Source organism: Rhizobium sp. CBN3, from assembly GCF_030518245.1.
Classification (GTDB): domain Bacteria; phylum Pseudomonadota; class Alphaproteobacteria; order Rhizobiales; family Rhizobiaceae; genus Rhizobium; species Rhizobium aethiopicum_A.
In genome coordinates, this window is record NZ_JAULSE010000012.1 from 62167 (window position 1) to 87372 (window position 25206).

The 25206-nt window shown below is 61.3% G+C and carries 29 protein-coding genes and 1 tRNA gene; 13 read left to right on the forward strand and 17 right to left on the reverse strand.

Features of this window, described 5'->3' with window-relative positions:
* Nucleotides 1–69 precede the first annotated feature (69 nt).
* The 4 genes from infA to QWJ46_RS18980 all read left to right on the forward strand — a co-directional run bounded on the left by infA (nucleotide 70) and on the right by QWJ46_RS18980 (nucleotide 1542).
* Nucleotides 70–288: a translation initiation factor IF-1 gene (gene infA, locus QWJ46_RS18965; protein ID WP_003545338.1), complete on the forward strand. Its 219-nt coding sequence runs from the start codon at nucleotides 70–72 to the stop codon at nucleotides 286–288.
* Nucleotides 289–321: 33 nt separating this feature from the next.
* On the forward strand, nucleotides 322–942 hold the full coding sequence (locus tag QWJ46_RS18970) for a Maf-like protein (RefSeq protein WP_011423951.1): 621 nt from the start codon (nucleotides 322–324) through the stop codon (nucleotides 940–942).
* A 131-nt stretch (nucleotides 943–1073) separates the two neighbouring features.
* Nucleotides 1074–1286: a DNA gyrase inhibitor YacG gene (gene yacG, locus QWJ46_RS18975; RefSeq protein ID WP_302752888.1), complete on the forward strand. Its 213-nt coding sequence runs from the start codon at nucleotides 1074–1076 to the stop codon at nucleotides 1284–1286.
* Nucleotides 1287–1466: 180 nt separating this feature from the next.
* Nucleotides 1467–1542, forward strand: a tRNA-Phe gene (locus tag QWJ46_RS18980).
* Between the two features lie 184 nt (nucleotides 1543–1726).
* Here the strand turns inward: QWJ46_RS18980 and QWJ46_RS18985 are convergent.
* The 5 genes from QWJ46_RS18985 to QWJ46_RS19005 form a co-directional block, all read right to left on the reverse strand.
* Nucleotides 1727–2548 carry a hypothetical protein gene (locus QWJ46_RS18985; protein ID WP_302752889.1) on the reverse strand — a complete coding sequence of 274 codons (822 nt, stop codon included), beginning with the start codon at nucleotides 2546–2548 and terminating at the stop codon, nucleotides 1727–1729.
* A 259-nt stretch (nucleotides 2549–2807) separates the two neighbouring features.
* Nucleotides 2808–3989, reverse strand: a complete 1182-nt coding sequence (gene nhaA, locus QWJ46_RS18990; RefSeq protein WP_302752890.1) for a Na+/H+ antiporter NhaA — start codon at nucleotides 3987–3989, stop codon at nucleotides 2808–2810.
* A 176-nt stretch (nucleotides 3990–4165) separates the two neighbouring features.
* Nucleotides 4166–4783, reverse strand: a complete 618-nt coding sequence (locus tag QWJ46_RS18995) for a YceI family protein (RefSeq protein ID WP_302752892.1) — start codon at nucleotides 4781–4783, stop codon at nucleotides 4166–4168.
* Nucleotides 4784–4821: 38 nt separating this feature from the next.
* A complete protein-coding gene (locus tag QWJ46_RS19000) occupies nucleotides 4822–5637 on the reverse strand; it encodes an arylamine N-acetyltransferase (RefSeq protein ID WP_302752894.1) in 816 nt (271 codons plus the stop codon).
* Nucleotides 5638–5724: 87 nt separating this feature from the next.
* Nucleotides 5725–6186, reverse strand: coding sequence for a cupin domain-containing protein (locus QWJ46_RS19005; protein WP_302752895.1), 462 nt, complete (start codon nucleotides 6184–6186; stop codon nucleotides 5725–5727).
* Between the two features lie 307 nt (nucleotides 6187–6493).
* Between QWJ46_RS19005 and QWJ46_RS19010 the strand changes: the two genes are divergently transcribed.
* From QWJ46_RS19010 to QWJ46_RS19035, 6 genes are all read left to right on the forward strand, one after another.
* Entirely contained in the window at nucleotides 6494–6958 is a 465-nt protein-coding gene (locus QWJ46_RS19010) for a pyridoxamine 5'-phosphate oxidase family protein (protein ID WP_302752897.1), read from the forward strand.
* Entirely contained in the window at nucleotides 6955–8307 is a 1353-nt protein-coding gene (locus tag QWJ46_RS19015) for a GAF domain-containing protein (protein WP_302752899.1), read from the forward strand. Before QWJ46_RS19010 ends, QWJ46_RS19015 begins: the two co-directional genes overlap by 4 nt.
* A gap of 199 nt (nucleotides 8308–8506) precedes the next feature.
* On the forward strand, nucleotides 8507–8794 hold the full coding sequence (locus QWJ46_RS19020) for a DUF2282 domain-containing protein (protein WP_302752901.1): 288 nt from the start codon (nucleotides 8507–8509) through the stop codon (nucleotides 8792–8794).
* 62 nt (nucleotides 8795–8856) lie between these two features.
* Nucleotides 8857–9744, forward strand: coding sequence for a DUF692 domain-containing protein (locus QWJ46_RS19025; protein WP_302752902.1), 888 nt, complete (start codon nucleotides 8857–8859; stop codon nucleotides 9742–9744).
* Nucleotides 9745–9746: 2 nt separating this feature from the next.
* The gene (locus QWJ46_RS19030; RefSeq protein ID WP_302752903.1) at nucleotides 9747–10502 is read left to right on the forward strand and encodes a DUF2063 domain-containing protein; all 756 of its coding nucleotides are present in this window, start codon (nucleotides 9747–9749) and stop codon (nucleotides 10500–10502) included.
* Nucleotides 10503–10519: 17 nt separating this feature from the next.
* Nucleotides 10520–11017, forward strand: coding sequence for a DoxX family protein (locus tag QWJ46_RS19035; protein WP_302752904.1), 498 nt, complete (start codon nucleotides 10520–10522; stop codon nucleotides 11015–11017).
* A 136-nt stretch (nucleotides 11018–11153) separates the two neighbouring features.
* Here the strand turns inward: QWJ46_RS19035 and QWJ46_RS19040 are convergent, their stop codons facing one another.
* Nucleotides 11154–11471: an ATPase inhibitor subunit zeta gene (locus QWJ46_RS19040; RefSeq protein WP_302752905.1), complete on the reverse strand. Its 318-nt coding sequence runs from the start codon at nucleotides 11469–11471 to the stop codon at nucleotides 11154–11156.
* A 167-nt stretch (nucleotides 11472–11638) separates the two neighbouring features.
* The gene (locus tag QWJ46_RS19045) at nucleotides 11639–12895 is read right to left on the reverse strand and encodes an arsenic transporter (protein ID WP_302752907.1); all 1257 of its coding nucleotides are present in this window, start codon (nucleotides 12893–12895) and stop codon (nucleotides 11639–11641) included.
* A gap of 211 nt (nucleotides 12896–13106) precedes the next feature.
* On the opposite strand from QWJ46_RS19045, the gene QWJ46_RS19050 reads away from it, so the two are divergent.
* The gene (locus QWJ46_RS19050) at nucleotides 13107–13334 is read left to right on the forward strand and encodes a hypothetical protein (protein WP_184457179.1); all 228 of its coding nucleotides are present in this window, start codon (nucleotides 13107–13109) and stop codon (nucleotides 13332–13334) included.
* 74 nt (nucleotides 13335–13408) lie between these two features.
* On the opposite strand, the gene QWJ46_RS19055 is transcribed toward QWJ46_RS19050, so the two are convergent.
* On the reverse strand, nucleotides 13409–14002 hold the full coding sequence (locus QWJ46_RS19055; protein ID WP_184457181.1) for a TetR/AcrR family transcriptional regulator: 594 nt from the start codon (nucleotides 14000–14002) through the stop codon (nucleotides 13409–13411).
* A 148-nt stretch (nucleotides 14003–14150) separates the two neighbouring features.
* Between QWJ46_RS19055 and QWJ46_RS19060 the strand changes: the two genes are divergently transcribed.
* The gene (locus tag QWJ46_RS19060; RefSeq protein ID WP_184457183.1) at nucleotides 14151–14543 is read left to right on the forward strand and encodes a RidA family protein; all 393 of its coding nucleotides are present in this window, start codon (nucleotides 14151–14153) and stop codon (nucleotides 14541–14543) included.
* 23 nt (nucleotides 14544–14566) lie between these two features.
* Here the strand turns inward: QWJ46_RS19060 and QWJ46_RS19065 are convergent, their stop codons facing one another.
* The 9 genes from QWJ46_RS19065 to QWJ46_RS19105 all read right to left on the reverse strand — a co-directional run bounded on the left by QWJ46_RS19065 (nucleotide 14567) and on the right by QWJ46_RS19105 (nucleotide 23895).
* On the reverse strand, nucleotides 14567–15505 hold the full coding sequence (locus QWJ46_RS19065) for a dihydrodipicolinate synthase family protein (RefSeq protein ID WP_184457185.1): 939 nt from the start codon (nucleotides 15503–15505) through the stop codon (nucleotides 14567–14569).
* 10 nt (nucleotides 15506–15515) lie between these two features.
* On the reverse strand, nucleotides 15516–16469 hold the full coding sequence (locus tag QWJ46_RS19070; RefSeq protein ID WP_302752911.1) for an ABC transporter ATP-binding protein: 954 nt from the start codon (nucleotides 16467–16469) through the stop codon (nucleotides 15516–15518).
* Nucleotides 16466–17485: an ABC transporter ATP-binding protein gene (locus QWJ46_RS19075; protein WP_302752913.1), complete on the reverse strand. Its 1020-nt coding sequence runs from the start codon at nucleotides 17483–17485 to the stop codon at nucleotides 16466–16468. Before QWJ46_RS19075 ends, QWJ46_RS19070 begins: the two co-directional genes overlap by 4 nt.
* 8 nt (nucleotides 17486–17493) lie before the next feature.
* A complete protein-coding gene (locus QWJ46_RS19080; protein WP_184457191.1) occupies nucleotides 17494–18411 on the reverse strand; it encodes a dihydrodipicolinate synthase family protein in 918 nt (305 codons plus the stop codon).
* Between the two features lie 19 nt (nucleotides 18412–18430).
* Nucleotides 18431–19306: an ABC transporter permease gene (locus QWJ46_RS19085; protein WP_302752914.1), complete on the reverse strand. Its 876-nt coding sequence runs from the start codon at nucleotides 19304–19306 to the stop codon at nucleotides 18431–18433.
* Between the two features lie 3 nt (nucleotides 19307–19309).
* Nucleotides 19310–20269: an ABC transporter permease gene (locus tag QWJ46_RS19090; RefSeq protein WP_302752915.1), complete on the reverse strand. Its 960-nt coding sequence runs from the start codon at nucleotides 20267–20269 to the stop codon at nucleotides 19310–19312.
* Between the two features lie 82 nt (nucleotides 20270–20351).
* The gene (locus QWJ46_RS19095; protein WP_302752916.1) at nucleotides 20352–21938 is read right to left on the reverse strand and encodes an ABC transporter substrate-binding protein; all 1587 of its coding nucleotides are present in this window, start codon (nucleotides 21936–21938) and stop codon (nucleotides 20352–20354) included.
* Nucleotides 21935–22666, reverse strand: a complete 732-nt coding sequence (locus tag QWJ46_RS19100) for a FadR/GntR family transcriptional regulator (RefSeq protein ID WP_302752918.1) — start codon at nucleotides 22664–22666, stop codon at nucleotides 21935–21937. Before QWJ46_RS19100 ends, QWJ46_RS19095 begins: the two co-directional genes overlap by 4 nt.
* Nucleotides 22667–22884: 218 nt before the next feature.
* Nucleotides 22885–23895 (reverse strand): LacI family DNA-binding transcriptional regulator, encoded by a 1011-nt coding sequence (locus tag QWJ46_RS19105; protein ID WP_302752920.1) that lies wholly within the window; start codon nucleotides 23893–23895, stop codon nucleotides 22885–22887.
* Nucleotides 23896–24219: 324 nt separating this feature from the next.
* On the opposite strand from QWJ46_RS19105, the gene QWJ46_RS19110 reads away from it, so the two are divergent.
* On the forward strand, nucleotides 24220–25206 hold the full coding sequence (locus QWJ46_RS19110; RefSeq protein WP_302752922.1) for a sugar ABC transporter substrate-binding protein: 987 nt from the start codon (nucleotides 24220–24222) through the stop codon (nucleotides 25204–25206).

Consider the following 25206-nt stretch of genomic DNA (forward strand, 5'->3'; position numbering starts at 1 on the left):
TAGTTTCCGCCCAAATTTTAAAGGCGCGCGTTGCGCTGCCTCTGCAACCCACAGGAAGAAAACCTCTATATGCCGAAAGAAGAAGTCCTCGAATTCCCGGGAATCGTCACCGAACTTCTGCCGAATGCGACGTTTCGCGTGAAGCTTGAAAACGAACACGAGATCATCGCCCATACCGCCGGCCGCATGCGCAAGAACCGCATTCGCGTTCTCGCGGGCGACAAGGTGCTTGTGGAAATGACGCCCTACGATCTGACCAAGGGCCGCATCACCTATCGTTTCAAGTAAGTCTGCCCACCGTCCGCCGATGGTCGAGGTTTCATGGCGCTGAAATACAAGCTCATTCTGGCCTCGGGCTCGCCCCGTCGCGTCGACCTGCTCAACCAGGCCGGCATCGAGCCTTCGCGCCTGATGCCGATGGATATCGACGAGACGCCGAAGAAGTCGGAGCATCCGCGTTCGCTCGCCCGAAGGCTGTCGGCTGAGAAGGCCGAGGCAGCACTTGCCGCCATCAAGGGCGATATCACCTGGAAGGGGAGCTATATCCTCTCCGCCGATACGGTGGTCGCCGTCGGCCGGCGCATTCTCGGCAAGGCTGAATTCGCCGACGAGGCCTTGAGCTCGCTGCATCTCCTGTCGGGACGCAACCATCTCGTCTATACCGGCATTTGCCTGGTGACGCCCGATCGCAAGATCCGCCAGAAGATCGTCGAGACCAAGGTGCGCTTCAAGCGGCTGTCCGGTTTCGAGATCGAGAACTATTTGGCCTCCGGCCAGTGGCGCGGCAAGGCGGGCGCTTACGGCATCCAGGGCCTTGCCGGCACTTTCGTGCAGAAGATGGTGGGCTCCTACACCAATGTCGTCGGCCTGCCGCTATATGAAACCATTCTGCTTCTGACCGGCGAAGGCTTCGATGTGCATAGCCGGTGGCCCGAGGGCTGACCGACGGCCGATGCTTAAAGCGCGTCACGATCTTTCAGATCCGCGTGTCGCGCTTTAAGGCTTTGTTTTTATGCGTGTCGTTGTCGCAACCGCTAACCATTTTGCGCGCCATGCTTTAGGACGAACCGATCATGCCCGAAGACAAGAAAGCCACCGCTAAGGTCGAACCGCTGCGCAAGACGCGCCCTTGCCCGGAATGCGGCAAACCATCGAACCGCGAACATTACCCCTTCTGCTCCAACCGCTGCCGCGAGGTCGATCTCTCCCGCTGGCTGACCGGCTCCTACGCCATTCCGGTGGCCGACGACGAAGCGAAGGCGGATTATCCCGACGAGGAAAACTAGGGGATTTCCTCCCCGAAGCTCTTATTTTTCCACATGAATCCGTAAAATCGGTAAGACCGTCAAAAAAGAGTCATTTGACGCTTGCCATGGCCGAACAAGATGCTATAACCCCGCTCGCTTCCGGGGCGAACCAAGGCCCCGCGGTTCTTTTCATCAAAAGCACCCTCGCGAAGCAGGTTGGCCCAGGTAGCTCAGTTGGTAGAGCAGCGGATTGAAAATCCGCGTGTCGGTGGTTCGATTCCGCCCCTGGGCACCACACAGTCTCCCAAAGCAGTCTCATACGTCCGGTCTCTAACTTGTCTCATCATTCGGAGGCTTGGCCTGTAAGTGCGTCTGTCCTTCAAGTTCGCTTAAGGCCGCTGCCTGACGAAAGGACGGCAAACTGGGCTGGGCCGCCTCACATCGGTTCGGCGTTCCTGAGGAGACGCTATCCCAAGCATCTACTCGATGCTCGCCAACACTTCGGAGATCGCCGAGAATTTCGTGGCCTGCCAGCGTCTGTAGTCGAGGACGAATCGCGCGGAAATCCAGCAATCCCCGCTCATTTGGGTAGCCTCCCATCCTAGCAATCCTTGATTTTGCGCGGCCGCCAGCAATCTGCTGGCATGACTGCGGGAAATGACATAGCCGGCTGCGATCAATCGTGCGGAGACATCGCCAACCCAGGTGCGTTCATCTACGACCGGTGCCAGTGGCACACGCGACATGAGGTCGTGCAATATATTGCTTCCGGATTCGGACCTGACGAACAGCGTAATGCTTTCGGGCGGCCTATACCAATCGGGATGATTAAACAGCCGACGTGCGATACGCGGCTGCGCGCGATACAGGATTGTCTCATCCGCTTCCGACCGCAGACATCGATCTCCCGCGTCCATGCCGTCCAGGGAACGAAGGTGCCCCTCGAACCATTGCCGGATCAAGCTTTCAGCATAGGCGCTCGCCTGCAACGGCTTGGCGCGCCGATCGGTCGTCTCTACCGGCTCGAATAATTTGTAATACGCCATCTCCTTCATATGTGCGACGACGGTGTTGTGGCTGGCGATGCGGTTCTCAACCAGAAACTTTGCGAGGTTGGAAGCGGTCAAAGGTGGACAGGACGGGTTGAGCTTCCACTCAAAATGCAATGCCAACGCCGCCTGGCTGAGCAGCCACTTCTGCAGATCGGCAACATAACGCACTATTCTCGGCGCTCTGCGATGGATTGCCAGTAACTCGGAGGCGGATTCACGCAGAGCTGCCGCAAAGGCGGCGTCCGTCATGAGATCTTCAACACTGTAGCTGCGGCATCTATTCTGCAGTGAGGCTGAACGTAATGATATCGACATTTAAACCGAAGTGTAAGCGATGCTGGTTCGGGATAATAGAAATAGCGAATAGACAAAAGTCACTGCTAGGCCAGCGACTGGCCGACTTTATCCAAAATTTGCGTACAATTCGAGCAGGCTTTTGTTGTAGACGTTTGATTAACAAAGGGCGATATCGGCCGGGTTCTTCATGGAGACCTGCAGCCCCGCTCTCTCAGGATCGGCGATTGAATGTTGCGAGCATCGCCGCGCCGACCAGACCGGACAGCAGAGACCCCAGCAGGATGCCCATCTTCACATGGTCCTGGACGTCGGGATCGTTGAATGCAAGCAGCCCGATGAAAAGGCTCATGGTGAAACCTATGCCGCAGAGGGCGGCCACACCGGTCATCTGCCCCCAGCTCGCCTTGGCTGGAAGGTCGGCGAGACCGATTTTGACGAGCAGGAAGACCGTGGTGAGGACGCCGACCAGTTTTCCGAGCAATAGGCCCGCCGCCACGCCGAGCGTCAATGGCTCCGTCAACGTGGCTGCCGAGACGCCGGAGAAGGAGACGCCGGCATTGGCAAAGCCGAAGATCGGAACGACGACGAATGCGACGGGCTTGTGGAGGATGTGCTCAAGATGGTGCAACGGCGACTGCTCGTGGCTTGCTTCGGGCGTGCCAGGGGTCACCTTTAGCGGAATCGTCAGAGCGAGGAGAACGCCGGCCAGCGTCGCGTGGATGCCGGATGCAAAGACGAGCACCCACAGCACGGCGCCGAGCAGCAGATACGGCCAGAGCTTCAGAATCCTGGCACGGTTCATGCCATAGAGCGCCGCGAGCACTGCCGCAGCCCCGGCAAGCGCCAGGAGGTTGAGATCGTTCGTGTAGAACAGCGCGATGATCACGACGGCTCCGAGGTCATCGATGATCGCCAGTGCCGCCAGGAAGATCTTCAGCGAGGCAGGCACGCGCGGTCCGAACAGCGAGATGACGCCCAGGGCGAACGCGATGTCCGTCGCCGTCGGGATAGCCCAGCCACGCAGGGCCGCCGGGTTTTCCCAGTTGAACAAGAGATAAAACAGGGCGGGGAAGAGCATGCCTCCCACGGCGGCTGCACCCGGCAGAATGCGGCGACTCCAGCTGGAGAGCTGGCCGTCCAGCATTTCGCGCTTGATCTCGAGGCCGACGAGCAGAAAGAACAGCGCCATCAGCGCGTCATTGATCCAGTGCAGCAGGCTGAGCGGCCCCAGATAGATGTGAAGCGCGTGGAAGTAACCCTCTGCAAGCGGTGAGTTCGCCGTCACGATTGCCGCCAAGGCGACTGCCATCAGGACCAGACCGCCTGACGCTTCGCTATCGAGGAACTGGCGAAGGGTGGATCGGATGAGACCTGGAGAGATAGGCTGCGACACCGGTCAGCGCTCCCTTTTGTTTTGGAAGGTTGATCTTCAGTCTCCGTCGATTTCGGGAAAGCCCGTGGCGCACGCAGCACACGCCATCCCTGCAAGATAAAGGGGTCGCATCGCCATTTCCAGCGAAATCGGCAAAGAGCCGCAGGTCCGGTTGGACCTGCGGCTCGCTTCGCTTCTCACTGGAATGAGTAACCAGCCGGCACCATCTGCGTTTCTATAGCGAAGGTGACGATGTCGCCGAGTTCGGGGATTGCAAAATCCAATCCCCACTCGCTGCGACGGATGTTGCCGGTCGCCGAGAAACCGATCTTCGGCACGCCCATCATCGGGTGCTCCGCCATTGAACCGTTGAAGGTGACGTCGAGCGTTGCCGGGTGCGTCTCACCGCGCATGGTCAGGAGGCCTTCGACGGTGCCGGTCTTATTGCCCGTTACATGGATCTTCCTGGAAACGAAGGTGATCGGCTTGGCCGCCAGGAAGCTCTCGTCTCCGCCGATCTCCGCATCGAAGTTGACCTTCTCGGGCCATGGATAGTCGGTGCGGACCGAAAGCGGATCAATCGTGACCAAAAGCGTGGAGGCTTCAGGTTTTTCGGGCTTCCAGTCGAGCCGCGCATCGACTCCGGTAAAGCGCGCGGTGTAGTGGGACAGGCCGGAATGGTCGAACGACCAATTGAAACTCGAATGCGAGGGATCGGTCTTGTAGGGTCCGCCCGGCGCAGGATCGGTGGCGGCGGCAAGGGCGAAGGTCGTGCTCAAGGTAAGAGCAAGGGCGAGTGCAGTTATGCGAAGCATTGATAGTTCCTCGGATGGGAAATGATGAGGTTGTCGGCTCACGCCGCTTTGTCGCGGCGGATTGTCTGGAGGCGCTCCCAGACGCGGTCGGGCAGGGGAATGTCGAGATCGAAGACTGTCTCGAACGTGTCGCCAAGATGGCTGGCGCTCGTAATGCGCACCTCGCTGAGGCTGTTCGCCGTCACACGGCGCAGACGGTCGTTCTGGAGGGCGACATAGCCGTCCGCTGTGTGCCGCAACACCGCGAGCGCATTGGTGAACGGAGAGCCGGGATCTTGTATCAGCCAGCCTTGTGTTGCGGCCATCGCGGCTTCGTCGCTGTGGTCGAGCCGGAAATCGAAGCTTTTCGCGATGCCGAGTACATGATTATTGAAGCGCAGCCAGCTCCCGTCGGCCGGCATGATGGAGAAATCGAAGCCGCGTTGGCTGATCGGCCCGGCTACAAGCGGCACCGGCTCGATGATGGCGTCCGCTATGCCGACCTCGGCGAGATAGGGACGGTCGAGGTCGACACGCAGCGTCAGATGATTGCCGATGGCGATGTCGCCAAGCTTTTCGCGGTCGACGGCGCCGCAAAGGCGGGTCACACGGAAGCCCAGTGCCGCAAGCGCGGCGCCGAAGAGGCCGTTCATCTCATAACACCAGCCGCCGCGCCGCCTCTCGACCATCTTGGCGAATGCCGCAGCCGGGGTGATCGCGGAGGGCCACCCCATGAAGGCGTCCAGTGCCTCCCATGTAAAACTCATGAGATGGGCGCGATGCAACTGCGACAAGCTGTCGATGTCGAGGCGCGACGGCCGCTCGACCCCGATCCGGGCCAGATAGACATCGAGCTGCGCGGCTGTCAGGGTCATTGCGTTTTCGTTCGAAGGTACATGTGTCATCGTTCGGTCTCCTTTCAAATGAGCCGTTGTTCAGGTTCGGGGCGTGGTTCTGTTGGTTCAGGCGACCTTGCGATCGTCCTCGGGTGGGAAGGTTAGGCCGAAGCCCTTGGCGATCGAGGCGATCTGCTCGGGTGTTTCGGGCTTGCAGAGTTCTACGATCGGAAAGAAGCTTTCGAACCCGCCCGGCGTGACGACGACCATGAGGCGGCCCTCGGTCTGCCCCACATTGCGGAACCGGTGCGGCACACCGCGCGGCAAGGCGATAGAGCCGCCTTCCGTGAGTTCGACATAATCGCCGGCGCACCAGAAGCCGAAGCGGCCGGAGAGAACGCGAAACAACTCGTCCTCGCGCTCATGCACGTGCAATGGCGGACCTTCGCCAGGCAGCACGCAGGCTTCGAACATGCCGAGCGAACCGCCGGTATTGCCCGCCATAATACGGATGACATGCTTGCCGAAGGCCATTACCGCCATCCCGTGCGCCGGCGGCGAAACCGCCGCATGATCAAACTTCTCCATTTCTCTTTCTCCAAATTCGTCCCGCATCGACCGCCGGCGGTTTCGCCTGCGGCGAAACGCAGAAATCCGTGCCCCGCTCCGCTATGCGGGGCGGGCGCGATTGTCTTTCGCCCGGCGGCACGGGGCCGCCGAACACCGGGGGTGTGATAATAGTCGAGGCCGTTCAGCCGGTACGTCGCTTCTATAGCGCAGCGAAAAAACCGGCGTTCCTAAATGAATGTGCAAGCCGTACCGGGAATCCTAAAAGTTTGCTAAAGAGGATTGGGGCAAGCAATGGGGGACGGCAGTGAGGCTTGACGACAGGCTCGTGGATTTTTTCAACAGGCCGCTGATGTGCATCATCGCGGTGGCTGACGAGACCGGCCGTCCTTCGGCGGGACGCGGCGTCGGCTTCCATCTTCTGGAAGACCGGGAAACGATCGACGTCATCTTTTCAGCCTGGCAGTGGCCGCGGCTCGAAATCGGTATCCGCCAGACCGGGCGGATCGCCGCCACCTTCGTAACCCCCGCCGATTATGTAAGTTTCCAGCTGAAGGGGAGCGCCGGCATGCGAGAGATCCAGAGTTCTGACCTCGATCGCGCCGATCATTTCATCGCCGCGGCGACGAACGAGCTCGAATCGCTCGGCGTCCCCCGGCGTCTTATCGCGCCATGGCTGACGGCGCGCGAGGCGCGGGTCGCCCGGCTGGTGATCAGTGAAATCTATGTCCAGACGCCCGGTCCGCTCGCCGGCATGTTGGCGGGCACCCATGTTGGCGCGCGGTCCCAATGAAACTGCGGCTTTCCGATCTTTCCGCCTGCTTCGAGGGTGTCATTCCCTCCATCATCGCCACGGCCTCGGCCGACGGCATGCCGAACATATCCTATCTCTCCCATGTGGTGCGGGTCGATGAGGAGCATGTCGCGCTCTCCAACCAGTTCTTCGCCAAGACGGCGGCGAATATACGCGCCAATCCAAAGGTCACGCTGATCCTGGTGGACGGGTTCACCGGCGACCAGTTTCTGCTCGACATTGGTTTTGTTCGTTCGGTCGATGCCGGCGCGCTGTTCGACAAGATCGCCCGCCAGCTCAAGGCGAGCAGCGCGCAGATCGGCATGTCGGATGTCATGCGGCTGAGGAGCGCCGATATTTTCCGGGTGTATGGAATTGAGAAGGTTCCCTCGCCGGTGGAAACAGCTTCGCCGCCGAGCAGCCGGGCGCCTGTCAGCCTTCCTGATCTTTCCAAGGCGACCAAGGCGATCGAGCGACAGTCGGAGGCCGATGAGATCATCGACAGCCTGCTCGTCGGCGTCAAGCACGTGCTGGGATACGGCAATGCGCTCGTGCTCATCCACGACAGTCATCGCGGCTGCCTGATCACGACGGGCAGCATCGGCTACGAGCGCTCGGGCCTCGGATCCGAAATCGCAGGCGGCGAAGGATTGATCGGGGCTGCGGCAGCGGGTGGACAGACGATCAAGGTCAGTGACATGAGCCGTGTGCGCCGGTTTGGCGAAGCCATCGGTCTGGAGGCGGAAGGGGCTGAAAATACGACGCGCACGATCGCTTTCCCGCATTTGCCGACGGCAATGAGCCAGATTGCCGTTCCCATGATCGCCGGCGGCGCGGTGACGGGCGTGCTCTTCATCGAGAGCACGGAGCGGCTCGCCTTCCGTGAAGAGGACGAAGCTGCTCTCGAGATACTGGCGGGACAGGCTGCCGGCGCCCTCAGGGCCGGCGAGCGGGCAGCGGCTGCCGCCGAACAGAGACCTGCGATCAGCACGCCCGAGCCTGTTGCCGCCGGCCGAGAAATCCGCGTTGTCCATCACCGCTTCGATGACAGCGTGTTCATCGATGGCACTTACATCGTGAAGGGCGTTGCCGGCACTCTGCTGCGCCTGATGCTCGATTGGCATCTGAGCGACGGCAGAAGCGAGTTCACCAACCGGGAAATGCGGTTGACGGCCGGCGCACGCATGCCGGAGATCAAGGACAATCTCGAAACTCGGCTCTTGCTGTTGCGCCGCCGGCTCGAAGAAAAGCAGGCGCCCATCCGCCTCGCCCGCGTCGGCCGGGGCCGCGTCAAACTGGAGGCGGAAGGACCGCTGGTCCTTGAAGCCGTCGCAGGTGAAACCCCCTAAGCTGAGTGCGGCGCAATCCTCCGGCGGCGCCTGCGCCAAACGAGCCCCGCCACTGTCCAACGAACAAAGCCGTACCATCGTGCGAAGGCCGATCACCAATTCGTGTTCGTCATGCCTGTAACAAGCGGGTTCGTCGGCTCGAAAGAGGGATTACGCGGCCGATGACCGGTGCGCGGATCTTTGCAAGAGGAGACCATCCATGAACCGTTCCACTCTCAGCCTCGCCCTCGCAGGCTCGCTCGCCACTGCGATTTCATCCGCTGCCTTCGCCGCACCGCTGCCGGCGGAGAAAATGGTGGGCAAGGAGAAATGCTATGGCATCGCGCTCAAGGGTCACAATGATTGTGCCGCCGGTGCCGGCACGACCTGCGCGGGGACATCGACGATGGATTATCAGGGCAACGCCTGGAAGGCAGTCCCAGCCGGCACCTGCACCAGCATGAACGTCAAGGGGCACATGGGTAAGCTCGAGCCGACGAAAGGCTGACAACGAAAGCGGAGGTCCGATGGCCGGGCCTCCGTCTTTTCTCGCCAAACCGGGAGAATGCGATGACTGCTTCGACAACCCGACCTGTCCTGCTGCCGGCGCGGGGCGGCCTCGGCCTAAAGCCCGAGCATTATGAGACTATTCTGGCCGATCTGCCGGATGTCGGCTTCTTTGAGGTCCATGCCGAGAACTACATGGGCGCAGGCGGGCCGCCGCATCGCTACCTCGAAGCCATCACGGAACACTATCCGCTGTCGCTGCACGGGGTCGGCTTATCGATCGGTGCGGCGCGTGGGCTCGACAAGGCGCATCTGAAGCGGCTTCGCAGCTTGCTCGATCGCTATCGGCCGCAGAGCTTTTCCGAACATCTGGCCTGGTCGACGCATGACACGGGATATCTCAACGATTTGTTGCCGCTACCCTACACGGCAGAAACGCTGGCGCGCGTCGTCGACCATGTCGACGAAACGCAACAGGCGCTCGGGCGGCAACTGCTGCTGGAAAACCCTTCCACCTATATACTGTTCGCGGACAGTACGATCGACGAAGTGGATTTTCTGGCGACGATCGCTGAGCGGACGGGCTGTGGCCTTCTGCTCGACGTCAACAATGTGATGGTCTCGGCGGTGAACCACCGGCTCGATGCCGCTACCTATATAGATCGTTTTCCGGTCGAGTTCGTCGGTGAGATTCACCTCGCCGGTTACGACGAAACCGTCGACCCCGCCGGCGACCGGCTGCTGATTGACGCGCATGCGACAGCCGTGAAGAGCGACGTGTTGGCGCTCTACAAACATACCCTCGCGCGCACCGGCGCACTCCCGACGCTGATTGAATGGGACAATAATGTTCCGGATTTCGCCACACTGTATTCAGAGGCGAAACGTGTGGATGCGATGCTCGCCGCCGAAACGTTTCGCCGCGGCGGGCGCCGGATCCGGGCGGCGTGACGATGGATTTCGCAACCTGCCAAACCGCCTTCGCCGATGCCTTGCTGCATGCCGAGCGGCCGGTGCCGGAAGGCGTCGTCAACGCGCGAGGCAAGCCCGACGCGGCACGCTTTGCCGTATACCGCAACAATATGTTCGTCGGGCTGACAAAGGCGCTGGCGCAACGCTTTCCGGTAACTGAGAGGCTCGTCGGTTCGGAGTTCTTTGCGGCCATGGCGCGGGCCTACGCTCAGGATCACAAGCCGGCCTCGCCGCTGATCATGGAATATGGCGAGGATTTCCCCGACTTCATCACAGCTTTTGAGCCTGCAGACACGCTTGTCTATCTGCCCGATGTCGCACGGCTCGAGGCCGCCTGGACGGAGGCTTACCACGCCGCCGACAGCGCGCCTCTCGATCTTGCGGCACTCAGAGCCGTGGCGCCGGAGATGCTTTCGGATTTGCGGCTCGTCCCACACCCCTCGGCGCACCTGATCCTGTCGAATTTTCCGGTTGGTTCGATCTGGAGCGCACATCAAGAGGAGATGGTTTCGCCGGTCTCCGACTGGGGCGGGCAAGCGGTCCTGGTCGTGCGACCGGAGATGTCGGTCCATGTTCATGTCCTGCCGCCGCGGGACGCCGTTTTTACAGCCGCCTTGTTCAACGCCGCCACTCTCGGCGAGGCGGCAGAGGCGGCATCTGCGGCTGCCCCGGGATTCGATTTCGGAACGGCGCTGGTCGGCCTTGCAGGTCTTGGCGCGTTCAGCACCCTTCAATAGTATAAAGGAAACTCCACATGAAAACCGAAGTGGCCCCTTCGCACGGCTTTGGCGCTGCCGCTGCCGCCCTCGTCACACGCGCGGAAAGCCTGCTCGCCTCAGTTCCCAGGTCACTGCCGCTGCTGGCATTGCGTTTTGCGCTGGCTATTCCCTTCTTCAAGTCGGGGCTGACGAAATGGGACGGCTTCCTGACGCTTTCATCGGGGGCAAGATATCTTTTCGAGCAGGAGTTCAAGCTTCATATCTTCGGCAGCGCAGTCGCCTACCCGTTTCCGCTGACGATGGCGACGGCCGCCGGAATCGGAGAATTGGTCCTGCCAATTCTGCTGATACTCGGCTTCGCCACACGCTTCGCTGCTCTCGGTCTGCTGCTGATGACGGCGATTATCCAGCTCACCATCCCGGAGGGCTGGGCGAACTTTCACTTGCCCTGGGCGGCAATGGCGCTGGCATTGGTCGTGTTCGGCGGGGGCAAGATCGCGGTTGATCCGTTTGTCTTGCAGCGCCGCAAATGACGCGGCGACCAGACGCCTCATCTCCCTGAGGAGGCGCTCAGCTGGCATGAGGGCCTGCGCCGGAGGGGAAGAGACGGTCATGAGATGTCTCCTGCACGAAAGTGCCGGCAGGCTGGCGCACATCGCCCGAAAGGCTTTAGTCGGCGTCTTCGAGGGACCTTGCCGCGTCAAGCAGAAGCTGCTTCATTTTTTCGCGAACCGTCTGAGCGCTGACCGCGACGCCCGCATATTGCAGGTCGCTGAGAATCTTTCTGAAGACGTGCTCATCTCCTGACTCCAGCAACCCGGCGGAAATGACTTCGTCGAAATAGACGTCGAAGTCATTTCGTCCGATGAGCTCGGCCGCCCAGCGTGCCAGCATCCGGTCGCGCCTCGCTTTGATATGGAACGAACGCTCGAGCTTGACGATGTACTCTTTCTCGAGTGCTTCTTCACGCTCGTCGATGATGCCCATCGTCGATCCTCCCGCTGAATGGCCGTCAGTCGTTCGAATGTGTCGCATTCGCTGCGCAAGTAAATTCTTGCTTCGGAAATTGCCTGCATGAAGGCCGCTCGCGCCATTTTACCAGATAATTGCGTAGATCCAAAAGGTTAGGCGGCATGCGTAGCGCCTGTAGACACTCAAAACAGGAGGAGCGACCCCAGAGACAGAATGAGTGCGGGGAACATGACGACGGTTCCGAGTTTTAGAAACGTCCAGGCGCCGATATGCAGGCCTTCGCGGCGCAGGGCAGACAGCCACAAGATCGTCGCCAGCGACCCCGTCACCGACAGATTGGGCCCGAGATCGACGCCGATCAGCACGGCGCCGGCGATCTTGTCGGAGACACCGGCGGCCTGCACCACGCTGCCGGCAAGCAAGCCGGCCGGAAGATTGTTCACGAGGTTGCAGATCACGCCGACGAGCAGGCCCGCCGTGCCGATCGCCTGCGATTGCGAGAACAAGGCAAGCGCAGCCAGCTGATCGGAGAGAATGTTCGTCAAGCCGGTGTGATCGAGAGATTCGACGATGACGAACAGGCCGGCGACCAGCGGCAGAACGCTCCAGCTGATGCCCTTCATCGTCTCGGCCGGGCTTTGACGCGTCAGCATCAGAACGATCGCGGTGGTGATCGTGCCCGCAACAAAGGTCGGCACGCCGAGATCGACATGCACGGCCGACGCAGCGATAAGAACAATGGCCGTCAGCAGGATCCCCCATCCGGCCAGGCGGGCGCTGCGGGAGAGGGGCGGCCGCTGCGTGTCGGCGGCAAGAGTATCTTCTGCAAGGGCGCGGCGCTGCGTCCAGTAGAGGCAGAGGAACGTGGCGACGATCGAAATTATCGATGGCAGCATGAATGTCGACAACCAGCGGGACAGCGGCGGCATATCACCGCCGGCAAAGATCACCAGATTGGCCGGATTGGAAATCGGCAGGACGAAGCTCGCGGCATTGGCGATGAAGGCGCAGATCAACAGATAAGGCATCGGGTCCTTCACCCGCGCCGTCCGGCAGGCGGCATAGACGGCCGGCGTCAGCACCACGGCCGTCGCATCGTTGGAAAGAAAGACGGTGACAACCACGCCGACAAGATAGACGAGCACGAAGAGACGGCGGGGTGATCGTTGGGCGTAGGCGATTGCAATGGCGGCGATCCAGTCGAACAGGCCTTCGCGCCGGGCAAGTTCGGAGAGCAGCATCATGCCGATCAGAAAGAGATAAACGTCGCCGCCCTTGGCGACGCCCGCCAGGGCATCATGGGGTCCGAGCAGGCGGAAGGCGAGCAGGAGCAGGGCGCCGAAAACGGCCCAGATCGCTTCCGGCCACCGAAAGGGACGGACGACGACGCCCATCGCAGTGAGGCCGGCGATCCCCCAGGTCATGGCATGTTCAGTCATTTGCAATCGCGTTCGGTTGGGGCGCGGCAGAACAGCCGCCAAGGTTGATGCAAGAGCTTTTCGGCGATCGAATACATGTTTGGTCGGGCAGTGACAAATCCGTTTGTCTTGAAAAGCCGCAAATACCAGAAGCAGCAGCCCAATCGGCCAGCGGAACAATCACAGCAGGATCTGGTTTAACTCGCACCACGTATCTCCGACGGAGGTGACGATGTGGGCAGTTCTGATTGGTGCCGCTCTCATAATTGGTGGCCTTGTTTTTCTCTTGCGGCCGACGCTTCGTCGAAAGCCGAGTGATCCGCACCTGATGCCGCAAGGCGGCGCCACGCTCGAACCGCGACGCCAAGGCCTGAGGTTCCTCAGCTTGGCGCGGAACTGGCCGGCGCTGGTTGTCATCGCGGTCGGTGCGGTTTTCCTGGTTTTCGGGAGCTACTGGTGACAGACGACAGTTTTGGCCACTCCGCACCGCATCTCTCCCAACAAGACCCGATTTGCCGCCAGTATGTCGCAAGCTTATGCGGACGCCTTGAGAAGGCCTGCAGCCAGAGCGTCGAAGGCCTCGACAGCTTTCGGCAGCACATCCTGCGGCTCGTCACTGGCAGCGATCCAGAGGGCGGCATTCAGAGCAGCGCCGTTGAGCAGCCGGGCGGCTGCTTCCGCGTCGACCGGCTTGAGGGCGCCCTGGACGATAAGGCGATCGATTGTCTGCCTGGTTGCCTGAAGGCAGCTGCTCTGGCTCGGCCATTGCGATGGATCACCCAATACGGCGGGCCCGTCGAGCAGAACGATGCGTTGGACCTCCGGATCAAGCGCCATTTCGATATAAGCCGCGCCTTCTGCGAGCAGACCTTGCCAGTCGTCACCCGCACGGGCGCCAATCTCCTGGGCGCGCGATGCCATTTCGGTGTCGATCTTATCGACAACTGCTGCAAGCAGCCCGCGCTTGTCTCCGAAGTTATGGTACAGCGCCCCCCGCGTCAGGCCGGCTTCGGCAGTTAGCTCGTCCATCGAGGCGGCGGCATATCCCTTCTCGGCAAAGGCTTTTCGGGCAGCCGCGATCAGCTTCGCACGATTTTCCTCCATCGTCTGGCTGCGTTTTTTTGCCATCTCATCTCCAATTTCACATACGGTGCGTATATGAAGCTTGACATACGCCCGTATGTGGCCTATTTCATATACGCACCGTATATCAGATGGCATAGGGACCTGTGAAGCTCCGCCTGCTGCTCATCCAATGATAGGAAACGAGATGACAATGAACCGACGCGAAGCAATCTTTCCGGCGAACAGACATGCCCTTTACGAGGACCATGGTTATTCGGCCGCCATCCGAACCGGCGATCTTCTGTTCGTCTCCGGCCAGGTCGGCAGCCGTTCCGATGGAACACCTGAACCGGACTTCCAGCGCCAGGTCCGGCTGGCTTTCGAAAACCTCAAGGCGACGCTGGAGGCTGCCGGCTGTAGCTTTGACGACATAGTGGATGTGACGACGTTCCATACCGATCCCGAGAACCAGTTTGAAACGATCATGGCCGTCAAGCAGGAGACTTTCAGCAAGCCGCCCTATCCGAACTGGACCGCGATCGGCGTGAACTGGCTGGCGGGCTTCGATTTTGAGATCAAGGTCATCGCCCGCATTCCGGCATGATCCCACAGGGCTCCCGTTCGGTCCTACTGAGCGAAGAGCTCGGGGATGATCAGGCGCGCATGATCGCGCAGACTTACCGCTTGTTGCTCAGCGATAAAGCGGTAAGGCCAGCGCAGCCTTGTGGTGACCGGACCCCAGTTGCCGATCGCGGCAAGCAGTTTGTCGAGCGCTGCGTTGGAATGGCCGCGGTCACGGCGAAACGGGACGATGTGATCGTCCATGAAGGCGCAGATGCGGCTTTCGATATCAAGCGCTGCGTCGAGATCCCGGTGCATCAGCTCTGTCCAGGCCTGGGCGCCGCGGGGATGAAGACAGGCAACATTCGAAAACGCCCCGGCAGCGACGCCCTGCTTCATGCCGGTTGCGAGATGGTGGCCGGGAATGAACAGCGAAAATTCGGAAAGATGCGCTCGTGCCTGCGAATACCAGGCGTCGTCTCCATCGGCGATCTTCATCCCGACCACTGAAGGGCAGGGGCCGCAAACCTCGCTGAGCTCGGCTGGCGACAGGACACGTTTCGCATGCGGCGGATTGTAAAGGATGAGCGGGATTCCTTCCGCCGCCTCCGACGCGCGCTTCAGGAAATCGGTGGCTTCGAGATTGGTGAGCGGCCACCAGTCGGGAAGGATCACCTGGATCGCCAATGGCTTATGAAGAGTTGCGCGGCGCAGCCGATCGAGCATGATGATCGGATCCGGCTGACAGGCGCCGATGACGAACGGCATTCCGGCCGCGCGGCAACGCGACGCCAGCACGTCCTGAATTCGCTCGTACTCGGCTTCCGTCTGATTGTGGAATTCTCCCGCCGTACCGTTCGAATAGATGCCGTCGACCCCGGCGGCGATCAGTATGTCGATTTCCTCGGCGAGCTTTTCGAAATCGATGCTGTCGTCTTCGGCGATCGGTAAGAGCAGGCTTGCCCAGTTGCCCGCGATCGGGTGGCGCCGGGGTGTGGTGGTCATCGCAAGTCCTTCAGTTCAGGTCATCACGGATGCAGGCCTTGAAATGCCCGGGCTGTATTTCGCGCAGCTCCGGCACGGTCTCGCCGCAGGCGGGCAGGGCATTCGGACAGCGCGTGCGGAAGACGCAACCGCTCGGCGGATTGGCGGGGCTCGGAATATCGCCCTTCAGGATCTGGCGGTCGCGCGGCGCATCGGGATCGGGCGAGGGGATCGCAGAAAGAAGCGCCCGCGTGTAGGGATGCAGCGGCCTGGCGTAAAGCTCGGCACTGGGCGCGATTTCCATGATCCGGCCGAGATAGAGCACGATCACCCGGTCGCAGATATATTCGACGACGGCGAGGTCGTGACTGATGAACAGCATGGTCAGACCAAGGCGCTGCTGCAGGTCGCGCAGAAGATTGATCACCTGCGCCTGGATCGAGACATCGAGCGCCGAGACCGGCTCGTCGGCGACGATGAATTCCGGCGCGAGCGTCAGCGCACGCGCGATGCCGATCCGCTGCCGCTGGCCGCCCGAGAATTCGTGGGCGTACCGGTTGACGGCCTCCGGCGGAAGATCGACCTGTTCGAGCGCCCGGCGGGCGCGTTCCAATCTCTCTCTTGCCGTCCCCAGGCCCTGGATCTTCAATCCCTCTGTCAGGATTTCGCCAATCGTCATGCGCGGCGACAGGCTCGCGAACGGGTCTTGAAAGATATATTGCATCCGCGGCCGCAGACGCCGCATTTCGGATGAGGACAAGGTGGTGAGTTCGGTGCCGTCGAAGCGGACTCTGCCGGCCGACGGTTCGACCAGCCGCAGGACCGATCGGCCGATCGTCGTCTTGCCGCTGCCGGATTCGCCGACCAGCCCGACCACCTCGTCCTTGCCGATATCGAAGGAAATAGCCTGTAGAATTGTCAGTCTGGTCCCGCGGGACGTATAATGTTTGCCAAGGTCGCGGACGGAGAGAAGGGGGTCGTTCATCGGATCTCCTGCCAGCGAATGCAGCGGCTCTGGTGGCACGGATTGACCTCGGCAAGCGGCGGCAGAGCCAGGCGGCAGGCGTCGATGGCGAATTTGCAGCGCGGCTGGAAAGCGCATCCGGCCGGCATGTTCATCAGGCTCGGCACGACGCCGGGAATGGCCGCCAGCCTTTCACCCGCCTGCTTCATCCGGCTTGCATCGCCGAGTTTCGGCATCGAGGCCATGAGGCCGATCGTATAGGGATGTCTCGGATTGCGGAAAACCTCGGCCACTGGCCCGGTCTCGACGATCCGCCCCGCATACATCACCACTACCCGATGCGCGATTTCGGCGACAACGCCGAGATTATGGGTGACGAAGAGCATGGCCATGCCGCGTTCGCGCTGCAGCTTCTGCAGCAGGGCCAGAATCTGCGCCTGGATGGTGACGTCGAGCGCCGTCGTCGGCTCGTCGGCGATCAGCAGCGTCGGGTCGCAGGCAAGCGCCATGGCGATCGTGGCGCGCTGGCGCATGCCGCCGGAGAGCTCGTGCGGATATTGACCGGCGCGGCGCCGGGCATCGGGAATGCCGACGCTGTCGAGAAGGGCGACGGCCGCATCCATCGCGGTCTTCCGGTCCGCCCGGCGATGGATGCGGATCGGCTCGGAAATCTGGTCGCCGATGGTGTAGACCGGGTTGAGGCTCGACATCGGCTCCTGAAAGACCATCCCGACATCATTGCCGCGGATGGCGCGCATCTCGTGTTCGGCGAGCGAGACAAGATTGCTGACGGCGCCGTTCTTGCGCTTCAGATGGATGCTGCCGGCGGCGATCGCACCGATATTGCGGGTCAGAAGCCGCATGACCGAAAGGCTGGTGACCGATTTGCCCGAACCGGACTCGCCGACGAGAGCAAGCGTCTCGCCGGCGGCCACCGTCAGATCGATGCTGTTGACCGCCGTCACTTCGCCCGAGCGGATACGGAAGACGGTCCGCAGTCCCTTGACGTCGAGAATGGTGTCGGCGGTCTGTTGCATGGCGTCCATCAGGGAAGCAGGCCGGTCGCGCGCAGGATTTCGTCGATCCTTGCCGTTTCGGCCTCGTTGAGGGCTGCCCGCGGACGCGGCATCAGCGCCGTATCGATGATACCGAGGCTCTTCATCGCGGCCTTGAAGGCGCCGATGCCGGCGGCGCCGCCGCTGACGCGGCCTGCACCGACCCAGACGATTTCGAAGAGCCGGCAGAGGCGCTCCTGCTCCTTGCGGGCCGCGGCCCAGTCGCCGCGCTGGGCGGCATTCCAGAGCCTGACGTAACCGTGCGGATCGACATTGGCGATGCCAGGCACCACCCCATGGGCGCCCATCTGCAGCGCCGTATCGACGACGATTTCGGAGCCGGTCATCAGGAAGACGTCCTTGTGGTCGGCGAGATCGAGCAGCACGTAACGGAAATTGCCGTCGTCGCCGCTCGAATCCTTGATGCCGATGATCGTTCCCTCTTTCGCAAGCGTCACGCTGGTCTGGCGCTGCAGTTTCACATGCACGCAGACGGGAATGTCATAAGCGATCAGCGGTACGTCGACGGCGTCGCGGATATAGCGGAAGTGATCGATGATCTCGGCCTGGCTGGTGACCGTATAGAACGGCGCCGTGACGACGACCGCGTCGGCGCCGGCCGATTTCGCGGTCCTGGCATGGTTGATGACCCTGTCGGTGGTCGGGTCGATGACGCCGACGATTAGCGGTACGCGACCGTTGATGACCTTGGCCGAATGCTCGATGATCTCCTCCCGGCTCTTTTCGTCATGGAAGATCACCTCGCTGGTCGAACCGAGCACGAACAGGCCATGACATCCGGCCTCGATCAGATTTTCGAGCACCCGGGTGTAGGACGGGTAATCGACCGTGTAGTCCTTGTTCAGCGGGGTTATGACGGGAGGAACGACACCCTTGAATTTGCTCATTTTCGCTTTCTTTCGATCGTCAGTTTAATTCGGCGCGAGGGTCGAAGGCATCGCGAAGACCATCGCCAATGAAGTTGATTGCAAGGACGGCAAGCACCAGGAACCCGCCGGGAAACAGCCACTGCCAGGGGTATTGTTCGAGCACGGCGGTAGAGCGGGCGGCATTCAGCATGTTGCCCCAGCTTGCCGCCGGCGGCGCAATGCCGAGCCCGAGGAAGGAAAGCCCGGCCTCGAGCAGGATGGCATTGGCGATCTGCAGCGTCGCGAAGACGACGAGGATGTCGATTGAATTCGGCAGGCCGTGACGGAGGAGGAGATGCGGCAGGCCCGCCCCCATGCCTCTTGCCGCCATCACGAAGTCACGTTCGCGAAGTTCGAGCAGCCGCGAACGCACCATTCGCGCCAGCAGAGGCCAGGAAAGCAGCGAGATGACGAAGATCGTCGGCCAGATGCCGGTGCCGGCGATCGAGGCGAGCACCAGCAGGAAGATGACCGGCGGCAGCGTCATGACGAGATCGACGAAACGCATGGTGACCGCATCCGCAAAGCGGCCGGCAAGCGCCGAGACGGCGCCGACCAGAAAGCCGATGATGGCGGAAATGACCGTCGAGGTGAGGGCCACCAGCAACGAAATGCGGCCGCCGTCCAGGACCCGGGCGAGGATGTCGCGGCCGACCCCATCGGTGCCGAACCAGTGTGTCGGTCCCGGCTGGGCATTCATCGCCAGCAGATCGATGTCGTTGGGCTTGAAGCTCCACCACAGCGGATAGGAAAGGATCGCGACGATCATCAGCGCAATCATGCAGAGGCCGAGCAAGGCGGTCCGGTTGAGCAGGAAGCGATGCAGGGAGCGTACGATCGGACCCGGGCTGCGGGCGGGGCTTCGTGCCAGCATCGCTCAGCCCACCTTGATCCGCGGATCGACCACCGCATAGGCAAGGTCGGTCAGAAGATTGACGAAGATCACGCAGGCGCCGATCACCAGTGTCGAACCCATGATGACCGGATAGTCACGGCCCTCCACCGCATCGACCATGAGCAGGCCCATGCCCGGCCAGTTGAAGACGCTTTCGATGAAGATCGCGCCACCGATCGCCAGCCCGATCGTCGAGCCGATCAGCGTGATGACGGGAAGCAGCGCATTGCGCAAAGCGTGTTTGGTGATGACCCAGAATTCGAAGACGCCTTTGGCGCGGGCGGTGCGCACATAGTCCTGGTTCAGGACCTCCAGCATCGAGGCGCGCATATAGCGCATGATCAGCGCTGTCTGGGCGACGGCGAGCAATGTCGCGGGCAGGATCAGGTGATGGAGAAGGTCGGCGACGGAAAATTCCTGGCCTGGTGTCAGCATGCCGCCGGAGGGCATCCAGTTGAAATAGACCGAAAAGAAATAGAGGCCGACAAGAGCGCTGAGGAAGGGTGGGCTGGAAATACCGGTGACTGCGAAGACTGACAAGGACAGGTCGGCGACGGAATTGCGGCGAACCGCACCGACGATGCCGGTGGCGATTCCCGCAACGATCGCGATCACGATCGCGGATCCCATCAAGAGGACTGTCGGGCCGACGCGCGAGAGCACGAGGCCGAGCACCGGCTGGTCGGGCCGCTTGATCGAATAGCCGAGATTGCCCGTCAGCGCCTGGCGCAGCCAGCCAAGATACTGCACCGGCAGCGGCTGATCGAGTCCGAGCGTGGCGCGCAGCTCGGCAAGATCCGACGAGGACATCGGAATATTGGGATCGATATAGGCGTCGATCGGATCGCCGGGCGTGAGGCGCAGCATGGCGAAGATCAGCACGCTCAAGGCAAGCAGCATGCCCACTCCGATCAGCAGCCGCCGGAGACTGTATCTCAGCATGAAATCCGTTCCTGTGCGGGCGGCCCACTGCACCTCGAAAGACGCGCGGACCCGCCCTTTGCTTCTCAGGATGCGTGACGCCCTATTCGGCGATCGCCCATTTCTCCGGATGCGCCTGATAAGGGCCGCCGCCGGGGGCCGGGGTCCAGACGAAGTCCTTCAGCCTGGCGGAGGCGACGCCATAACGTTTCGCCACCCACAGCGGACCCCAGGGCAATTCCTTGTTCATCACCTGGCAGACCTCCTGGTAGCGGCCGTCGCGCTTTGCCGCATCCGTCTCGCCAAGCGCTGCGTCGAGAGCAGCCGTCAGCACCGGCATGCGCACGCGCGCGACGTTGGGGCCCGCCGGCGGGATCTGCTTTTCGTTGAGGCCGACATTGATGCTCCCCGGATCCGGGCCGTTCTGCAGGCCGGCATAGACCATCTGGAACTGCGCGACGTCGGGTGTGGGATTGAGCACGATGCTGTTATAGGTCGGGGTATCGACGGCGCGCGGCGTGACGTTGATGCCGACCTGGGCGAGCATCGCCTGCACCGCCGCCATGACATTGGTGGCAAGCGGCGTCGTGTAATAGGTCAGAAGGGTGATCGGCTTGTTGCCGTTGATCTCATCCCAGCCGGCCTCCTTCAGCAGCTGCTTGGCCTTCTCCGGGTCATAGGCATAGGTCTCGATGCCTTTCGGCACCACCTGATCGGCGACATAGGCGCAGTTTGCAGGTTTCGCCGCGCCGCCGTAGAGGCTCTGGATGATTGCATCGCGATTGATCGCGTACATCACCGCCTGACGGACCCGAACATCTCTCCAGATCGGCGAGTCGTGATTGAAGCCGAGATAGTTGACGACGAAGGAATTGCCTTCGATGACGCGGAAATCCTTATTGTCGTTGAAGGCCTTCAGATCGTTGGAATCGACATAGGTGAACTGGATCTCGCCGGCGCGCAGTGCGGCGATCGCCGCTGCCGGATTGGCGAAATAGCGGTTGATGATCTTTTCGAGCGCCGGTTTGCCGCCGCGGTAGTCGGTGTTGGCGACAAGTTCGACATATTGATCGGTGACATATTTGCTGAACTTGAACGGCCCTGTGCCGATCGGCGTGGTGGACCACCATGTGTTCTTGGCGAGCTGATCGGCAGGGATCTGCGAAAGCACGTGCTCCGGCAGCATCATCACCTTCGTCAACGTGTCCATCAGGCTTGCGGACGGGGCCGAGAGCTTGATGATCAGGGTCTTGTCGTCCTTGGCCTCAACCGAGGAAACGGCATTCAGCCGCGCCGCCAGAACGGAGCCGGCCTTGGCGTTCTTGGCGAGCTCGATGGTGAACTTGGCGTCCTTTGCCGTGAAAGGCTTGCCGTCATGCCATTTCGCGTCGGCGAGCATGAAGGTGTAGGTCAATTGGTCGGGACTGACCTCATAGGACGAGGCGAGCTGGCCGACGACCTTCTCGAGCTTCTCGTCATAGGTCACCAGCGGCTCGAAATAGACGCTGAGCCACGTGAAGCCGCCCGTCGCGGCGAGCGGATTGAAATTGCCCTGGAAACCGCCGGGCCCGACATCGAAGCCGCCGGACAGCGTGGCTGCCTGCGCGGGGCCGGTGAAGGCCGGGACGACGGTCGTCGCCATCAAAGCGGTCAGTGCGATGGCCGATGATAGTCTTTGCAGTCGTTTCATTGTGCTCCTCCCAGATTTGCACTTTTCTTGTTGGCTGCGATCACCCGGGAAATGCCGTCATAATGGCGGTCCAGGCGCTTCTGCGCTTCCGCGACGTCCTTAGCCTCGATGGCGTCGACGATCGCCGCGTGATCCCTCCAGGTCGCGACCGGGTCGATGTTGTCGAGGTTGACGAAATCGGACGCCTTGTAGAAGGCGAGCCAGAACACGTCGATCAGCCGGGCAAGGGTCACGTTGTTCTGGCAGCGGAAGAGCAGGGTATGGAAACGCTGGTCTTCGTCGGCAAAGGATTGTCCACGCTCCGCATGCACCCGCATGCGCTCCACCGTGGCGCGCAGCTCGGCGATATCGTCGTCGCCGATCATTTCAAGCGTCTTGCCGATCAGCCCGACTTCGAGGGTGCGGCGGATCTCGATCACTTCTTCGATCTGGCGCAACGCGCCGCCGAGGCCATAAGCGAGATTGTCGAGCAGCGGCTCGAATGAGAATGCCTTTACGAAGATGCCGACACCCCGGCGCGATTCCAGCACACCCAGCGATTCCAGCGCCTTGATGCCTTCGCGCAGGGAATTGCGGCTGACACCGAGTTGGTTCGCCAGGTCGGATTCGGCCGGAAGCAGCGTGCCGGGCTTCAATCCGTTGTCGCTTATATAGGCGCGCAGGCTTTCCTGCACGGAGACGTGGAGAAGGGGCGCACGGGTGAGGGGCTTCATGGATTTCAGCGACATGCGTTCTCATTCGTCTGAAGTGGAGATGCTAGAGACATATCCACTTGTAGGATATCCGTCAACAGGATTCACTTCGGGATGTCGGCGCAAGGTCGGACGCGGACGCTTGGAGCGCCGGCGGTAGTCATGGTGGTGATGGGAGGAATCGCCGCGCGTTGCGACGGATCCGCAGCCCAAGTGAGCGGCGGAAAACTATACGAAAGGCCTGCCGCCGACGCTCAATCGGGTTGCGGTGGAGCGGTCGTTTCCCCCTGCGAAAGCTCGCAGGCGAGCAGGATCGGGTGGTCGAGGTCTGGTGTCGGTTGCCGGTTCAACAGGACGGCGACCGCCGCTGCGGCAATCTTTTGAATCGGCTGCTTGACGGTTGTCAGCCGCGGCGTGGTCATGCTCGAGAGCGGGATGCCGTCGAATCCGACAATAGAAAGCGCTGCGGGTATCGGTATTCCCAGATCATGCGCCGCTCTCATGCAGCCGATCGCCTGCTGATCCGAACTTGCAAAGATGGCGGTCGGCCTTTCGCTGCGGGCGCGCGCCAGCAGATAGTTTCCCGCCGATCGCCCGCTTTCATAGTCGAAAGCCCCCTCGGCGATCAGCGGCGACCCTTGGCTTGGTCCGCCGTCGTCGGGTTGCCCCATGGCGTCGAGGTAACCCTTGAGGCGGTCATTGGCAGGCACGGAATGTCTGGGGCCTGAGATGAAGCCGATGCGGCGGTGGCCGAGCTGCAAAAGATGCTCGACGCCGAGACGTACGCCGGCGCGGTGGTCGGAGGCGATGCCGGAATATCCGGGCATGAGACGGTCGACGACGACGATCGGCAGTCCCTTCGGCAGCTTTAGCGTATGGAAATCATTGCTGGGAACGAGGATGATGCCGTCGACTTTCCGGCTTGTCAGTTGCCCGATGCGGTCTGCCTCCTTGGCCGCATCTTCAAAAGACGTCATGACGATGATGTTGTAGCCATGGCTCGCCGCCGCCTGTTCGGCGGATTGCACGAGTTCCGAGAAGAACGGATTGGTGAGATCGGGAATGACGATGCCGATGAGCCGGCTGACCTTGCTGCGCATGCTTCGGGCCGACGGGTCCGGCATATAGCCGAGCTCGTCGATGATGCGTCTGACGCGTCCCCTCAGCTCATCCGTCACGGCGGGATGGTCATTCAGGACCCGCGAGACAGTTCCGGTGGAAACGCCGGCAAGTTTGGCAACGTCTCGAATTCCGACCTTTGGCATAATGGAAGAACATGTCCCTTCATTTTTAGTCTCGGGGACGCGGAGGCACCCGATCGGGCTTCAGCTAACGGTCTCCATCGCCTTCGTCAAAGGGCCGCAGTCAATTTGACGTCGTCTGCATAACACGAGGAACACCGGCATTCAATGGAAACGGTTCACCATCGAGTCTCGAGAAAGTCAGGATTGGTGCCGCGTTCTCCTATATCGAGCCATTTTGGCTGCCTTGACAATCCCGCGGACCGTTGTTACTCAAGTGCTGTTGGAAACGGTTCATCATGAGGGTACTCAGGTGAGGATAGGCCCGGAACCGTTCGGAGGAGAGAAATGTCCCAATCTACGAAGCGTGAATCCGTCCTGATGCGTTCGCCGCGCCGTGCGGCATTGAAGCTTGGACTTGCCGGCACCTTGGTGCTCGCACTGTCCTGCGGCGTGTCGCCCGCTTTCGCGGCCGGCAAGCCGAAGGTCGGCCTGATCATGAAGTCTCTGTCCAATGAGTTCTTCAAGCAGATGAAGGCCGGTGCCGATAAATATGCGGCCGAGAACAAGGACAAGTTCGACTTCAAGGCCGTCGGCATGAAGGACGAGCGTGATTTTGCCGCTCAGGTCGATGCCGTCGAGAACTTCGTGACGCAGAAATACGACATCATCGTCGTCGCTCCGGCCGATTCGAAGGCGATGGCCACGCCGCTTGCAAAGGCCGTGAAATCAGGCGTCAAGGTCATCAACATCGACGTGCCGCTCGATGCCGATGCCAAGAAGGCAGCCGGCATCGACCTGGCATTCTTCGGCCCGGACAACCGCGAAGGCGCCAAGCTCGCCGGCGACGCGCTGGCCAAGGATCTGGGGGCGGGCGCCAAGGTCGTCATTCTCGAGGGCAATCCTGAGGCCGACAACGCCAAGGAGCGCAAGGAAGGCTTCATGGACTCCGTCAAGTCGGGCAAGCTCGAGCTTCTCGACAGCAAGACCGCCCATTGGGAGACGGAAGAAGCCAACACCGTCATGACGAATTTCCTGACGAAGTATAAGGACATTCAAGGTGTCATGGCGGCCAACGATTCCATGGCGCTGGGCGTCGTCAAGGCTCTTGATGCAACCGGCCAGGCCGGCAAGATCAAGGTCGTCGGCTTCGACAACATCCCGCCGGTGCAGCCGCTGATCAAGGACGGCAAGATGCTTGCCACCGTCGAGCAATATGGCGCGCAGATGGCGGTCATGGGCATCGACTATGGCATGCGTGAACTTGCCGGCGAAAAGTTCACCGGCTGGGTCAAGACCGACATCAAGCTCGTCACGTCAGGCGACCTCAAATAA